Here is a 14,828-nt window from a genome sequence, read left to right as displayed (position 1 = left end):
GTTGCATCTCCGAATACTGACACTTACCTGAGTATTGGAGAACTGTGATGAGAGTCCAGGATGCGCATCATATCGAAAGTGGAAAGCAAGCTTTACGATACCTGGCGGTGTAAGCTCAATGAATGTAAACGCATACACTGACGCTACGCTGATAAAAAGGAGTAACTGCATGGTTTATCTGGCCGATCCCGCACGCTATGAAAAGATGCGCTATCACCGCTGTGGTGACAGTGGATTAAAACTTCCGGCAATTTCACTCGGGTTGTGGCACAACTTCGGTGATACGACCCTGCTGGAAAACAGCCGCCAGTTGTTGCGGCATGCTTTTGATCTCGGGATTACCCATTTTGATCTGGCCAATAACTACGGGCCGCCGCCAGGCTCCGCAGAGCGCAATTTTGGCCGGATTTTGCAGGAGGATTTCCTGCCCTACCGCGATGAATTAATTATCTCCAGTAAAGCCGGTTATACCATGTGGGACGGCCCTTACGGCGACTGGGGCTCACGTAAGTATCTGATTGCCAGCCTCGACCAGAGCTTGCGCCGCATGGGTCTGGAGTATGTTGATATCTTCTATCACCATCGCCCGGATCCCGAGACGCCGTTGAAGGAAACCATGCGCGCACTGGATCATATTGTGCGCCAGGGCAAAGCCCTGTACGTCGGGCTGTCCAACTATCCGGCGGCGCAGGCGCGCGAAGCTATCGATATTCTTAATGACCTCGGAACGCCGTGTCTTATCCACCAGCCGAAATACTCAATGTTTGAGCGCTGGGTCGAAGCCGAGTTGCTTGATGTGTTGCAGGAAAAAGGCGTTGGCAGTATTGCGTTCTCACCGCTGGCTGGCGGGCAACTGACCGACCGTTATCTGCACGGCATTCCGCCCGATTCCCGCGCTGCCAGCGGCAGCCGTTTTCTCAACCCGGATCAGATCACTGAAGAAAAACTGGCGACCGTTCGCGCCTTGAATACGCTGGCGGAACGGCGCGGACAGAAGCTGTCACAAATGGCGCTGGCTTGGGTGCTGCGCAACGATCGTGTCACGTCGGTGCTGATCGGTGCCAGTAAAATAAGCCAACTTGACGACGCGGTCGGCATGCTGGCAAACCGCGACTTTACCGCCACCGAAAGCGATGAGATTGACGCCATTCTCAGTGGTGCAAAATAACAGCAAATTTAGCAAAAAATGCTGCCATTCATGATTTAGGAGTTCCGCCAATAATACGGGGTTTGGCCGCCCCGTAATATTGTTGTAACAGGCCGTTTCGGCCCGATCGTGAAGGAGAAGAGTATGTTCAGGTCACTGATTCTGGCAGCTGTGTTAATGGCTTCTGCGCCGCTGGTCGCAAATGCTGGCGAAATCACCCTGTTGCCATCTGTGAAATTACAAATTGGCGATCGCGATAATTACGGTAACTACTGGGACGGTGGCCGCTGGCGCGACCGTGACTACTGGGGCCGCAACTATGAGTGGCGCGGCAATCGTTGGTACAGACATGACCGCGGCTGGCATCGCGGCTGGGACAAACACGACGCGTATGAGCGCGGCTACCGTGAAGGCTGGCGCGACCGCGACGATCATCGTGGCCGTGGACACCACCACTAAATCCAAAAAGGAGCGCAAGCGCTCCTTTTTCTTATGCTATTTACAGACCCACCGCACTGCCGATTAACAACCAGCCATTTAAACTGACCACCAGCACCACAATCACCCAGCCGACCCGTTTAATTAATGTTGTGTTAACTAACTCGCCCATTAATTTGCGGTTGCTGGTGAATATCAGCAGCGGCACCAGCGCCAGCGCGATACCGAAACTGAGCAGTACCTGGCTCATTACCAGGATCTTTGTCGGATCCAGCCCCAGCCAGATAACAATAAACGACGGCATCATGGTGATGGTACGCCGCACCCACAGGGGAATATGAAAACGCACAAATCCCTGCATCACCACCTGTCCGGCCAGCGTCCCCACGACCGTTGAAGAAAGCCCCGCCGCCACCAGGCTAAGACCAAAGATGGTCGCTGCCGCATGGCTTAATAACGGCTCCAGCGTCAGGTACGCCTGGTCGAGATCGGCAACACCGGTATGACCGTTAAAATGGAACGCCGCTGCCGCTGTCGCCATCATCGCCAGGTTCACAAACCCAGCGATAGTCATTGCAATACCGACATCCCATTTTGTAGCGGAGTAACGCTCGCGCTGCGTGCCCTGATGCAGATGCTGTGTCAGAGACGAGTGCAGATAAATGACGTGCGGCATAATGGTTGCGCCCAGTACGCCAGCCGCGAGAAACACCGCTTCGCTACTCGGCAAACTCGGGATCACAATACCTTCGGCCAGCTGAGCCAGTTTCGGCTGAGAAAAAACCAGCTCAACAATATAAGCAGCCGCGACAAACAGCAGCAAGCCACCTATTACCTTCTCCAGCGGTTTTTGCCCCCGCCGTTGTAACATCAAAATCAAGAACGTCGCCACGCCAGTGAGCACCGCACCTTGCAGTAACGAAACGCCGAGGATGAGCTTAAATCCGATGGCGGCACCGATAAATTCGGCCAGATCGGTTGCCATGGCGATGATTTCCGCCTGTACCCAGTAGAACCACACGAGCGGGCGCGGATAGTGATCGCGGATCTGCTCTGCGAGGTTCTTCCCGGTGGCAATCCCCAGTTTGGCAGAAAGCAGTTGGATCAACATCGCCATGATATTGGCCCAGACCACCACCCACAGCAGTTGATAGCCAAAACTGGCACCCGCCTGAATATTGGTGGCGAAGTTGCCCGGGTCGATATAACCAATAGCAGCAATAAACGCCGGTCCCATTAAGGCAAACCGTAGCTTGCGCGCTGCACGCCCATTACTATTCTCAACGCGACTACTGTTCATTTATTGCCCCTAGATATAGCCTTTGCTATGTTTCATGCTACCAAAATGAGAATGATTATCAAGATCATTAAAATGGATTAACCTGATTTCTCTGATAGCCAGAAACGATAGAAGGGTCGGATGTCAAGGATGGTGACGGCGACAACAGCTTTTGCCGCCGCGTTATGTTAAGAGTCTAGCAGCATGACGCAACTTTTCACGCTTTTACTTAACATAACAGAAATGTATGTTGGATCACTAATTTTGAGTCTGGTCACAGGTCATTAATATAGTGTGTGTTTGATCTCGTTTTCTTTTGTCTTGTTACATAGAATGTGCACGAAATTCCTACCCGTCTCATATTTGGAGCAAATATGTCCCGCGTTTTGCACTTTGTCCTGGCGCTTGCTGTTGTGGCGCTGCTTGCCCTGCTCGTAAGCAGCGATCGCAAGAAGATCCGCATTCGTTTTGTTATTCAACTGCTGGTGATTGAAGTTTTACTGGCTTGGTTCTTCCTGAACTCTGATGTCGGCCTCGGCTTCGTTAAAGGCTTCTCAGAGATGTTCGAAAAGCTGCTCGGTTTCGCCAACGAAGGTACCAACTTCGTCTTCGGTAAAATGAATGATGAAGGTCTGGCGTTCTTCTTCCTGAAAGTGCTGTGCCCGATTGTCTTTATTTCCGCTCTGATTGGTATTCTGCAACACATTCGTGTGCTGCCGATCATTATCCGCGCCATCGGTACGGTGCTGTCCAAAGTGAATGGCATGGGCAAACTGGAGTCGTTTAACGCCGTCAGTTCCCTGATTCTGGGGCAATCTGAAAACTTCATCGCCTATAAAGACATCCTCGGCAAAATGTCCCGCAACCGTATGTACACCATGGCAGCGACAGCAATGTCGACTGTTTCGATGTCCATCGTCGGCGCGTACATGACCATGCTCCAGCCGAAATATGTTGTTGCGGCACTGGTGCTGAACATGTTCAGTACCTTTATTGTGCTGTCGATTCTCAACCCGTACCGCGTGGATGAGAGCGAAGAAAACCTGCAAATGGCGAAGCTGCACGAAGGCCAGAGCTTCTTCGAAATGCTGGGTGAATACATTCTGGCGGGCTTCAAAGTTGCCATTATCGTTGCGGCAATGCTGATTGGTTTTATTGCTCTGATTTCCGGCCTGAACGCGCTGTTTGCCGCCGTGCTGGGTATCTCCTTCCAGGGGATTCTGGGCTATATTTTCTACCCGATTGCCTGGGTGCTGGGCGTGCCGGCTCACGAAGCGCTGCAGGTTGCCAGTATCATGGCGACCAAACTGGTTTCTAACGAATTTGTGGCGATGATGGATCTGCAGAAAATCGCGGCGAACCTCTCTCCGCGTTCAGAAGGCATCCTGTCCGTGTTCCTCGTGTCCTTCGCGAACTTCTCGTCTATCGGCATTATCGCTGGTGCAATCAAAGGCCTGAATGAAGAACAAGGTAACGTGGTTTCCCGTTTCGGTCTGAAACTGGTGTATGGCTCCACGCTGGTGAGCGTGCTGTCTGCGGCTATCGCTGCGCTGGTTATCTGATTGTCATAGGCTAAAAAACCGGGGATTTCCCCGGTTTTTTATTCGGCTTTTGCCAGCGGCTGCGGTTTACCCAGCAAATACCCCTGCAAGTAATCGACGCCAGCATTCAGCAACAATTCGCGCTGCGCTTCATTCTCCACATACTCCGCAACAACAGTCAGCGATTTGGCCTTCGCCAGTTCGCATATCGCTTTGACGATCATCGCGTCCTGCTTGTCCTGCAAAATATCCCGGACAAAACAGCCGTCGATTTTGATGATATCCGCCTGGAGCCCTTTCAAACGTTCAAAGTTGGCATAGCCAGTACCAAAATCATCAATCGCGATTTTGAAGCCCGCCTTTCGCAACTGCTTAATATTATGAATACTGATTTCCGAATTGGAGAAAGCCTGCTCTTCCGTTATCTCGATGATCACCTGCTGCGGCAATACCGCATAGCGTGCAAAAAGTGCCAGAAACTGCGAGGCAAACTCTTTTTGCATCAGGGTGAGTGGCATTAAATTCACCGAAAAACGCGCCGAATCGCCAGGCTGCGGGTGCGCCTGCATCCACTGAAGCAGGCACTCTATAACCTGCATGTCAAACCGTGCGCCAAGATTGAACTGGGCAATAACGGGAATAAAAAGATCTGGCGTAATAAATTCTCCATCAACCACCAGCCGTGAGAGGACTTCCTGGTAACCGCGCCCCTCGGCATTCACAATCGGCTGTCCATAGAGGACAATGCCATTTTCATTGAGCGCACGTTTCACCTTGTTCAGCTGTAACACGCGCTCCGTGGTCTGATCGGTAACCACTTGCAGGCTGTTTGTCAGCGCCAGTACCTGGTGCTCCGCACTTGCCTGCTCTGAAAGCCAGCTTAACTGGCCCAACGTCTGGTGCAGTTCTTCACCCGAGCCCTGCAACTCACCCCAGGAAGCACCAAACTCAATATCCAGAGCAGCATTGTTCCAGCAAATGCGGCGGCTGTTCAGGTAATCCAGCATATGATGTAAACGCGCCAGGATTTCTGGCCCATCGAGTAACAATAAAAGCTCACTACCGGGAAGCTGGAAAAAGCGTTCTCCCTCCAGTAGTAAGGGCTGAAGCTCACGCGTCACGCTGCGTTTGACATGTACACGCATCATCATGCCAAAATGGCGGCTGAGAAATTCCAGGTTTTTCATATGCAGACAGCACACGATGCCATTAGGCTGCTGCTCCATCTGCTGTTCCAGCGCACGCAGGTTGGGCAGGCCCGTTAATGGATCGCTCATCGCCTGCACCTCCCAGCGCGCTTTCAACCACTCGCTACGGTTAAAAACGCGCATCATATAAAGCATGCAGATGGTAAAGCTGATAAAAACGGACATGACAAATGCCAGTGAATAATCGGAACGCACACCATGCAGGAAATTATCGTTGTATGCCAGTAGCATAAACGCCGCAATATCCCAGCTTAATAACAACAACGTTGAACTTAACTTGCTGATGCCAAAGGTGAAAAGAATAAAAACAATAGGCACTAAATAGCCAGCAATATAATCATTTTTATATGGAATACACAAAATAGTAACAATAACGACCAGCGAAAAAATCCAACCTAATATAAATACACGATTCTTTTTTGAAAAACACGGTTCAATGCTTCTTAACCATAATGCACGGGCAAATCGTGGATTGAGGATCATCCGTAAAAAGTAATAGGCACACGTGGTAAAAATAATCGCAGAGCAAATCAAGCTTTGAATATCGATGATAGAATAAATAACTGATGCAGGGCCAAAATAATTAGACAAACTAAACGGATAATTAAACCAAACGCCAGCAGTATACATCGAAATTTTTATACCTATGGGGGCAATAACACCTAACCACAGGATACGAGTGCCCATGTCTTTAGCTCTGTTTGTCAGGCTATACCGCCAGCGGGAGCCCAGTTGCCAGCGAACCACACCGCAGAACAGAAACACAAAAAACAACTGACAAAACAAAAGCACTGCTGCCTCGGCAGAAGATAAATGAAAAAAAGCCTCATTTACCAGAGCAAAACCAATAATAACAGGCAGTATTCCGTGTCGTCCGAATAAAAAAATTATTGCCAGCGCTACACTCAACGGTAACCAGGCAAGATAAACCTCACTGGCATCAACAAGAGTGCGTGGGGAAATAAAGCGTGAAACCGGAATAGCCACCAGGCATAAAATTAACGCGAGGAAGAATTTTCTTACCGCACTGTATTTACTGTATTTCATCAGCGTTAATTAAATGCTCCCAACTGGTCAAAAAATGAGTCGCCGAGATGATAGATTCATTCATAGTACGAATCAAGCTATCAGAGGCTCGAATAACGCGCATTACTGCCGCCTTACCGGACATATGCTTATTTAGGTATAGCAGAAAGAATTTGGTAAAAGAGGAAGATAAAAACAAAAACCCCCGCGTAAACGCGAGGGTTTGAATTTTGGTGGAGCTAAGCGGGATCGAACCGCTGACCTCTTGCATGCCATGCAAGCGCTCTCCCAGCTGAGCTATAGCCCCACAATATGCTTTTATGCGCCAATTCCGTTGGGTGCGGAATTTGGTGGAGCTAAGCGGGATCGAACCGCTGACCTCTTGCATGCCATGCAAGCGCTCTCCCAGCTGAGCTATAGCCCCATCGCGTAAAGCGTGTCGTGTTGACGGGCGGCATAATATGAATTCCCTTGCCAGGTGTCAACGGCAAAATCGCGCCGCATTATTCAATCGCTGAAAAAGCATGCAAATGAAAGACATTGCGAACGCCCTCGCAGCCAGTAGTTAAACATGTCACATTTTCCCGTAAAATGGTGCTATAACATAAGCCATTAATTACCCTTACAACAATTCGGGAAATTACATGCTCAAGGAACGAATGACGCCAGAAGAGTTGGCCAGCCTTACAGGATACAGCCGACAAACCATCAATAAATGGGTGCGCAAAGAAGGCTGGGTGACTTCACCAAAACCCGGCGTACAAGGAGGTAAAGCCCGTCTGGTCCATATAAATGAACAAGTCCGCGCGTTTATTCGCAGCGCACAGCGCACTGAAGACCAACCCAAAGCCACTCTTACCGCAGGTGATACCTCACTCGAGGCGTTATTAATGCGGCTGGCAAAAGAGATGACCGACGCGGAACAAAAACAACTCTCTTCACTTTTATTACGCGACGGCATTTCCGGCTTGTTACAACGTCTGGGGCTCCGCGATCAAAAATAATATGATGAAATTACCTAACAAAATGACCACCGAAGAATTAGCGGAGTTTCTCGGCGTCGCCAGACAGACGGTAAATCGTTGGATCCGCCAGCAAGGTTGGTCAACAGAACCGTTACCCGGTGTTAAAGGCGGTCGCGCCAGACTGATTCACCTCACGAAAGAGGTGCGCAGTTTCATTATGAAAACGCCCTCTATGCGCCACCCTAATTCTCCCTATTCGATTGCCGAACCCGCGCCGGTCTACGTCAGCGGAAACAACGCGCTGCATGAAATTATCAAAGTGCTGCAAAACATGACCGCAGAAGAACAAAAGCAGCTTTCGACACTGCTGGCGCGCGAAGGTATTAGCGGGCTTTTAAGCCGTTTAGGCATCGAGAAAACGCTGGCAGAATAAAAAAACGGCCTAATACAGGCCGATTTTTTATCTGTTTTCCATCAATGGGTATGCTGATGATTCTCCCGCCGGTACGCGCCCGGCGGCAGATTAAAGGTGCGGGTAAAGATGCGCGTAAACGTCTGCTGCGAATCAAAACCGTACTTCAGGCAGATATCGTAAACCCTCTGATCGGTATTACGTAAATCGCGCGCAGCGAGCGATAATTTGCGCTCGCGAATATAGCGCCCCAAACTCTCCCCTTTATATTGCAAGAAAAGCCGTTGCAGATGCCATTTGGAATAGCCCGCATGCGCTGCAATATCATCAATACGTAATGGTTGATGAAGATTGTCGTCGATCCACTCGACGATGGTGTCGATAACCTGAGCGGAAATAGTCATACTGCGCTCCCCCTCTGCTCTTCGATTAATAAACGGATTTATTCCCACCAGGCGTGGAAAACTTGCGCATTGTTGTCCGCAAGCACCGGTTCGCCCAGCCTCGGTGTCAGTAAGCGATAGCTTTTGTCCCGGCTTGCTGCCGCCAGCCGTTTGTACGGATCGTCCCATGTGTGTTTTGCCAACACAAAACGCCCCGCATGGCCCGGCAGAACCGCGCGAGCATTAAGTTCCTGCGCTGCCAGCGCGGTCTCTTCCGGCATCATATGAATGTACTTCCAGTCTTCGTCGTACTGGCCATTTTCCATAATGGCCAGATCAACCACGCCAAACTGTTCGCCAATTGCTTTGAAATGAGGGCCGTAACCACTATCGCCACTGTAATAAACGTTTTGCGTAGCGGTAGTGAACATAAAGCTGGCCCACAACGTTTGATTACGTTTCAGACCACGCCCGGAAAAATGGCGCGCGGGTAAAACGTGCACGGCCAAATCGTCGCTGATCACCACTTTCTGCTGCCAGTCAGCTTCCTGAATAATTGCCGAGTTCATTCCCCAGTAACGCAGGTGCGAGCCCACACCGAGCGGCGTCACCACTTTTTTGATTTTCGGCATCAGCGCCTTGATGGTGGCGTAATCCAGGTGGTCGTAGTGATCGTGCGAAATAATCAGCAGATCAATCTCCGGAATATTTTGTGCCATCCAGAGATCGTTTCCGGCAAACGCTTTATTGAGGAATGAAAACGGCGCTGCGTAATTACTCAGGATCGGGTCGATCAGAATGCGCTTACCCGCCAGTTGCAAATACCAGGAGGAGTGCCCCATCCACACCAGCGTATCCTGCTCAAGCGGCAGGCTGGCGAGATCGGTGTGCACCGTCGGCAATGGCTGCTGCGGGCGCGCGTTCTCGCGTTTAGTGACTAAAAAATCCCACCATGCTGCCAGCATATTTTTCTTCCCGGTGAAACCCGGAGTCGGCAACTGGTTTTGAAACTTTCCGTCACGATAATGCGGTGATTTTTCGACTTCAGTAAGCTGTTCGCCCTGTGGAAGTTGGCCAAATCCGGCATTCAGAACAAAAGGTAAACTTGCGGCAGAAGCAACGAGCATAACGAGAACCACGCTAAAAATGAGACGCTTCATATCCTGACCCGACAAAATCGATCCATTCCGTAGATACGACGCTGTTTAAACTTGATTATGAGTGAGTAAGCACTCATTATAGAAAGCAACGCTCAACCGTCAAGATCATTTTGATCTTTGACATTCGACGTTGCAGCGTTACAGAGGGCATGTTTCAATCGTGGTTTTTATAATGTGAGAGGAAAAGTGTAGTGGCTCGTCCAAAGAGTGAAGATAAAAAACTGGCGTTACTGGAAGCGGCTACCGAAGCCATTGCACAGTCGGGGATCGCTGCCTCCACCGCGTTAATCGCCCGCAATGCGGGTGTCGCGGAAGGGACGCTGTTTCGTTACTTCGCCACCAAAGACGACCTGCTCAACGCACTTTATCTGCATCTGAAAAGCGATCTGTGCGGGACCATGCTGGCGAATATCGATCTCTCGATCAACGATTCCAGGCACCACACGCAATGCATCTGGAACAGCTATATCGACTGGGGGATCCGTCACCCGAATGGTCACTGCGCCGTGCGCCAGATTGCCATTAGCGACAAACTCACCGACGCGACCCGTCAGCAAGTCGCCGAAATTTTTCCGGAGCTGCATGAGCTATGCCATCGCTCGGTACGCCCCGTGTTTCTGACCGATGAATACTCCCCTTTTGGCGATGCAATTTTCCTGTCGATGGCGGACACCACGATTACCTTCGCCAGTCGCGATGCTTCTCGCGTCACCGAATTTAAGCGCCTTGGCTTCGAAGCCATGTGGCGCGCGCTGGCCGTTGAGGAAAATAATGGACAGTAAAACCCTGCAAGCGAGCGCACACCGTATTGCGCTCGAACTGCCATTCACCGAGCATTGCTGGCCGTTTGGTCCAGAACATGACGTGTTCAAAGTGTGCGGGAAGATTTTTATGATGACCACCACCGCTCACGGCAGGCCGATGGTGACAATGAAAGCCGAGCCGCAAAAATCGCTGCTCAACCAGCAGATCTACCCCAGCATTGAGCCGGGGTATCACATGAATAAAAAGCACTGGATTTCCGTATTTGCCGGCGATGACATCGACGAATCCCTGCTCGCATTTCTGATTCAGGCGTCATGGGATCGGGTGGTTGACGGCTTGCCGCGCAAAGATCAAAAGCGCCTGCGCCCTTAAGCGTTTTCCGCCAGCCACTTCAATGCCTTTTCACCCGCTTCATCCACCGGCAGATAAACGAGCAGCCGCGAGCCGTTACGCGGTGCCGAGAACCAGTACATCTGCTGAAGAGAAAACTCTCCCAGCTGCGGGTGGTTAAAGATTTTTACCTTATTTTCCACGCCGCGCACGTCCAGATGCTTGCGCCACAGCGTTTCAAATTCCGCCGATGCCGCACAAAACCGCGCCAGCTTCGCTTCCCACACCGCATCACCCCGGTGCTCCGCCATGGCCGCGCGGAAATAGGCAACAAAGGTCTGTAATACGCTCTCATCATAGCCAAGCCGGCTGCGCCATTGCGGGTGGGTGAGATAGAGGTAAATGCAGTTGCGATCGTCGTCGGGGATTTCGCTGAAATTAATGCCCATCAGGCGCTCAAAACCAACGTTCCACGCCACAATGTCAAAGTTGGTTTTCTGAATACTGGCCGGTTGTGGCAACAGGCTATCCAGTAAGCGCCGGGTGCCTTCACTGATCCCTTCGCATTGCGGCGTATTCAGCGCTTCCGTTGGCGTCAGCCCGGCCAGCAAAAACAGATGGCGGGTTTCCGTTGGCGAACATTGCAAAGCAGCGGCAATCGCCTGCAACACGGTAGCGGAAGGGTTGACGTCCCTGCCCTGTTCAAGCCAGGTGTACCAGGTGACACCCACATCCGCCAGCAATGCCACCTCTTCACGCCGCAATCCAGGCGTGCGACGACGCGTGCTGCGCGGCAGCCCCAGCCGCTGCGGATCGAGGCTTTCCCGCCGCGCACGTAAAAATGCACCAAGCTGTTTGCGGTTCTCATCCAACACCGTCAGTTCCGGGTGCTTTTCGACCATCAGCGTCATAACACTCTCCAGCATGGTAGTGCCAGTACCAGTATAGGCAAGAACTGGTACCCGTTTTTCTGTTAAGCGATGCTACGACCATCCGATGAATGACGCAATGGAGTTACCATGAAAACGTCTGCTGTTTCTCCGGGCCGGGCAGGCCTGATCCTTCTGCTGACCGGGCAGATGCTGCCATTGATTGACACCTCAATTACTAATGTCGCACTCGATTCCATCACCCTATCGCTGCACACTTCTGCCACGCAGTTGGCGTTAATTGTCGCGCTGTACGGCGTGGCTTTCGCCGTCTGTCTGGCGATGGGCAGTAAGCTGGGAGACAACCTCGGTCGCAGGCGGGTGTTTTTATGGGGCGTAGCCCTGTTTGGTATCGCTTCGCTGTTGTGTGGGCTGGCGAATTCGGTCTCCGCACTGCTTGCCGCACGAACTCTGCAAGGTATGGGTGCGGCGCTGATTGTGCCGCAGATCCTCGCGACATTGCATGTCACGCTAAAAGGCACCGCCCACGCGCGCGCCATCAGTCTCTACGGCGGTATTGGCGGCGTGGCATTTATCATTGGTCAGATGGGTGGCGGCTGGCTGGTCTCAGCGGATATCGCCGGTCTTGGCTGGCGCAACGCCTTTTTTATCAATGTGCCTATTTGTCTGTTAGTGCTGGTGCTCAGCCACCGTTATGTACCGGAAACACAAAGTGAAACGCGCACACGCATTGACTGGCAAGGCACTGTTGCCCTGGCGATGATCCTCTGCTGCCTGCTGTTCCCGCTGGCACTGGGGCCGGAACTGCACTGGCCGTGGGAAACAAAAGTGGCGTTGCTGGCGCTGGTTCCGCTGGCGTGGTGGATGCGCACAAACGCCCTGAAGCAGCAGCAAGCGGGTTTTATGCCGCTGCTACCACCGCGTTTACTCAAGCTGCACAGCATCCGTTTCGGGCTGCTGATTGCGTTCCTGTTCTTTAGCGCGTGGTCGGGTTTTATGTTTTGCATGGCGCTCACCTTGCAAGCCGGAATGGGCATGACGCCGTACCAGTCGGGCAACAGCTTTGTCGCGCTGGGCGTCGCCTATTTTATCTCTGCCTGGTATGCGCCAAAACTGATTGGTCGCTATAACATGCGTACCATTTTGCTCACCGGGTTGGTGATTCAGGTCAGTGGACTGCTGGCATTAATTGCGACCTTGCAACTCTCCGGGCGGATGGTGGGTGCGCTGGCGCTCGCGCCGTCTACCGCGCTGATTGGCTACGGCCAGGCGCTGATTGTGAACAGCTTTTACCGCATCGGAATGCGCGATATCACCACCCATGATGCAGGCGCAGGTAGCGCACTGCTCAGCACGCTCCAGCAGGCCACGCTCGGCTTGGGTCCTGCGGTACTCGGCGGGTTGTTTTTGCATCTTGTCGGCCAGTCGCAAGGTAACTACAGCACGGCGCTGAGTGGTTTTCTGACAACAGAAGTAGTGATGATGCTGGTGCTGGCGGCGGCAGCGGTTAGCGCACGCCATCAACTGGCACCGCGCTGTCCGGCGAACTCCTGATTAACGCTACCCGCAAGATTAAAAAGGGGATAATGTTATCTCTTTGTTAACAAAAGGGTGCGTCGTAGTGGAACTCGATATTTACCAGGTGGACGCGTTCAGCACGCGTCCTTTTTCCGGTAACCCGGCAGCAGTATGTATTACGCCGCAAGGGCTGGATGCCGCGTTAATGCAGCAGATAGCCGAAGAGATGGCGGTATCAGAAACCGCGTTTTTAAACCTGGCGGATAATAACCTTCGCTGGTTTACGCCGCAGGCCGAAGTCGATTTATGCGGCCACGGCACGCTGGCAACCGCGCATATTCTGCGCCAGAACGGGCGGCTCGCAGAGGGCGATGCCATCACCTTTCACACTCTTTCCGGCCCGCTGACCGCAACCGCCGTGGCGCAGGGCATTGCGCTTGATTTCCCGCTACTGACGCCGCAAATGCAGCCTGAAGCGCCAGTGGAATTACTGAAGGCACTCGGGCTGGCACATGAGCAAGTGAGTGGTTACGGTTTGTTCGGCGCAAAGCAACTGGTGGTGGTCGAGGATGCGCAGGTAGTTTACGCACTCAAACCTGATTTTGCGGCATTACGCGCTCTGCCAGGCCGCGGCGTGGCGATCACCGCGCCCGGTCAGGATGAGTATGATTGCGTGTCGCGCTACTTCGCTCCGTGGGTAGGGGTGAATGAAGATCCGGTGACTGGCTCGGCGCACTGCGCGCTGGCGGCATACTGGTCGGCGCGGCTGGGTAAGCACTCGCTTACGGCCTACCAGGCTTCGACGCGCGGCGGCGTTTTAGCATTGGCGCTCAGGGAAAATGGCCGCGTGGTGATCGGCGGCGGCGCGCATACGGTACTGAGCGGCACGTTACGGCTTTGACGGTAAACGCGCAATCATCCGCCAGCGAAACCAAATCTGCGCCAGCAGGATCAACATGCCGCCAAGGATTTTTTGCAGCGGTAAGCGCTCACCGTACCAAATCGAGGCGGCAACCACCGTCAGTAACGGTTCCAGCACCATAATGATGGCGGCGCTGGCGACAGCGGCATATTTTTGCCCTTGCAGTTGCAGGCCAAACCTGAGGCTAGTGGCAATTAAAATGCTCGCCGCCAGCCACATCGCCGTGGTGCTACTAAAAGGTTGAGTCCAGGATTCAAACAACGCGGAAATTACCAGCCCGGCAATCCCGGTGATCGCGAGCTGTACCGCTGTAAGCGGCAGCAGCGGCACTTCTCTGGCACAGCGGCTGGTGTAGCAAAAATAGATCGACTGCACGAACGCCGTCAGCAAAAACCAGCCCTGACTGGCATGAAACGTGATGGGCATGTGCAGGCTCAGCAGCGCTAACCCAATAATGGCGACCGGTAAACACTCCCAGTAAGCGCGCGCCGGGCGGGTTTTTAGCATCACCCAGGCCACCAGCGGCACGAACAGCATCGACAGGCTCATGATAAATGCCCCCTCGCCCAACGATGGCGTGGTCGAGACCGACCAGATCCACAGGCAGAGGTTGAGCGCCATCCATAATCCGCTTATCACTACCTGGCGCACTTTTTCCAGCGCAATGCGTTGTCCACGACAAAAAGGCAGCAGCACCAGCGCCGCGCCAAAAAAGCGCAGCCCAAGAAAGGCGAAAACCGGCATCCCGCTAATGGCTTCACGCGAGAAAATCCACCCGCAGGCGGCAATCAGCGTGGTCAGAACGAGAAATAAATCAGCTTGTCGTTGCCGGGTCATGGCAAGG

15 protein-coding genes and 2 tRNA genes are annotated in these 14,828 nt (G+C 52.6%); 9 read left to right on the top strand and 8 right to left on the bottom strand.

Translation table 11 applies throughout. The annotated features are described in order from the left end of the window. Positions 1-169: 169 nt before the first annotated feature. Together mgrA and ypeC are read left to right on the top strand one after the other, a co-directional pair. Entirely contained in the window at positions 170-1,168 is a 999-nt protein-coding gene (mgrA, locus tag E0L21_RS03205) for an L-glyceraldehyde 3-phosphate reductase (protein ID WP_131406713.1), read from the top strand. 123 nt (positions 1,169-1,291) lie between these two features. Continuing rightward, positions 1,292-1,606 carry a DUF2502 domain-containing protein YpeC gene (ypeC, locus tag E0L21_RS03200; protein WP_131406711.1) on the top strand — a complete coding sequence of 105 codons (315 nt, stop codon included), beginning with the start codon at positions 1,292-1,294 and terminating at the stop codon, positions 1,604-1,606. Positions 1,607-1,646: 40 nt separating this feature from the next. On the opposite strand, the gene E0L21_RS03195 is transcribed toward ypeC, so the two are convergent. After that, a complete protein-coding gene (locus E0L21_RS03195) occupies positions 1,647-2,885 on the bottom strand; it encodes an Nramp family divalent metal transporter (protein WP_131406709.1) in 1,239 nt (412 codons plus the stop codon). 353 nt (positions 2,886-3,238) lie between these two features. Between E0L21_RS03195 and E0L21_RS03190 the strand changes: the two genes are divergently transcribed. After that, complete coding sequence (locus E0L21_RS03190; RefSeq protein WP_131406707.1) at positions 3,239-4,426, top strand: NupC/NupG family nucleoside CNT transporter; 1,188 nt, start codon at positions 3,239-3,241, stop codon at positions 4,424-4,426. 38 nt (positions 4,427-4,464) lie between these two features. Here the strand turns inward: E0L21_RS03190 and E0L21_RS03185 are convergent, their stop codons facing one another. The 3 genes from E0L21_RS03185 to E0L21_RS03175 all read right to left on the bottom strand — a co-directional run bounded on the left by E0L21_RS03185 (position 4,465) and on the right by E0L21_RS03175 (position 7,063). Then, positions 4,465-6,660 (bottom strand): EAL domain-containing protein, encoded by a 2,196-nt coding sequence (locus E0L21_RS03185; RefSeq protein ID WP_131406705.1) that lies wholly within the window; start codon positions 6,658-6,660, stop codon positions 4,465-4,467. Positions 6,661-6,870: 210 nt separating this feature from the next. Further along, positions 6,871-6,946, bottom strand: a tRNA-Ala gene (locus tag E0L21_RS03180). Between the two features lie 41 nt (positions 6,947-6,987). Beyond that, positions 6,988-7,063 (bottom strand) — tRNA-Ala (locus E0L21_RS03175). Between the two features lie 220 nt (positions 7,064-7,283). On the opposite strand from E0L21_RS03175, the gene E0L21_RS03170 reads away from it, so the two are divergent. Together E0L21_RS03170 and E0L21_RS03165 are read left to right on the top strand one after the other, a co-directional pair. Further along, positions 7,284-7,643 carry a YfeC-like transcriptional regulator gene (locus E0L21_RS03170; RefSeq protein ID WP_131406703.1) on the top strand — a complete coding sequence of 120 codons (360 nt, stop codon included), beginning with the start codon at positions 7,284-7,286 and terminating at the stop codon, positions 7,641-7,643. Position 7,644: 1 nt separating this feature from the next. Further along, positions 7,645-8,037, top strand: a complete 393-nt coding sequence (locus E0L21_RS03165) for a YfeC-like transcriptional regulator (RefSeq protein ID WP_131406701.1) — start codon at positions 7,645-7,647, stop codon at positions 8,035-8,037. 41 nt (positions 8,038-8,078) lie between these two features. Here E0L21_RS03165 and E0L21_RS03160 read toward each other — a convergent pair whose 3' ends face one another. Both E0L21_RS03160 and E0L21_RS03155 read right to left on the bottom strand, forming a co-directional pair. Beyond that, positions 8,079-8,420, bottom strand: coding sequence for a RamA family antibiotic efflux transcriptional regulator (locus E0L21_RS03160; RefSeq protein WP_131406699.1), 342 nt, complete (start codon positions 8,418-8,420; stop codon positions 8,079-8,081). Between the two features lie 38 nt (positions 8,421-8,458). Further along, a complete protein-coding gene (locus E0L21_RS03155) occupies positions 8,459-9,574 on the bottom strand; it encodes an MBL fold metallo-hydrolase (protein WP_165501868.1) in 1,116 nt (371 codons plus the stop codon). A gap of 176 nt (positions 9,575-9,750) precedes the next feature. Here E0L21_RS03155 and E0L21_RS03150 point away from each other — a divergent pair, with 176 nt between their 5' ends. Further along, entirely contained in the window at positions 9,751-10,341 is a 591-nt protein-coding gene (locus tag E0L21_RS03150; RefSeq protein ID WP_131406695.1) for a TetR/AcrR family transcriptional regulator, read from the top strand. Continuing rightward, a complete protein-coding gene (locus E0L21_RS03145) occupies positions 10,331-10,696 on the top strand; it encodes an MmcQ/YjbR family DNA-binding protein (RefSeq protein WP_131406693.1) in 366 nt (121 codons plus the stop codon). The genes E0L21_RS03150 and E0L21_RS03145 overlap by 11 nt, the downstream gene beginning before the upstream one ends. Here the strand turns inward: E0L21_RS03145 and E0L21_RS03140 are convergent. Continuing rightward, on the bottom strand, positions 10,693-11,565 hold the full coding sequence (locus E0L21_RS03140) for a helix-turn-helix transcriptional regulator (RefSeq protein WP_131406691.1): 873 nt from the start codon (positions 11,563-11,565) through the stop codon (positions 10,693-10,695). The genes E0L21_RS03145 and E0L21_RS03140 overlap by 4 nt on opposite strands. 108 nt (positions 11,566-11,673) lie before the next feature. Between E0L21_RS03140 and E0L21_RS03135 the strand changes: the two genes are divergently transcribed. After that, on the top strand, positions 11,674-13,098 hold the full coding sequence (locus E0L21_RS03135) for an MFS transporter (protein WP_131406689.1): 1,425 nt from the start codon (positions 11,674-11,676) through the stop codon (positions 13,096-13,098). A 67-nt stretch (positions 13,099-13,165) separates the two neighbouring features. Further along, complete coding sequence (locus E0L21_RS03130; RefSeq protein WP_131406687.1) at positions 13,166-13,963, top strand: PhzF family phenazine biosynthesis protein; 798 nt, start codon at positions 13,166-13,168, stop codon at positions 13,961-13,963. Here E0L21_RS03130 and E0L21_RS03125 read toward each other — a convergent pair. Further along, positions 13,952-14,821, bottom strand: coding sequence for a DMT family transporter (locus E0L21_RS03125; protein ID WP_131406685.1), 870 nt, complete (start codon positions 14,819-14,821; stop codon positions 13,952-13,954). The genes E0L21_RS03130 and E0L21_RS03125 overlap by 12 nt on opposite strands. Between the last annotated feature and the right edge of the window lie 7 nt (positions 14,822-14,828).

Source organism: Kosakonia quasisacchari, assembly GCF_004331415.1.
GTDB lineage: Bacteria > Pseudomonadota > Gammaproteobacteria > Enterobacterales > Enterobacteriaceae > Kosakonia > Kosakonia quasisacchari.
This window is presented reverse-complemented; position numbering and strand designations above follow the sequence as displayed.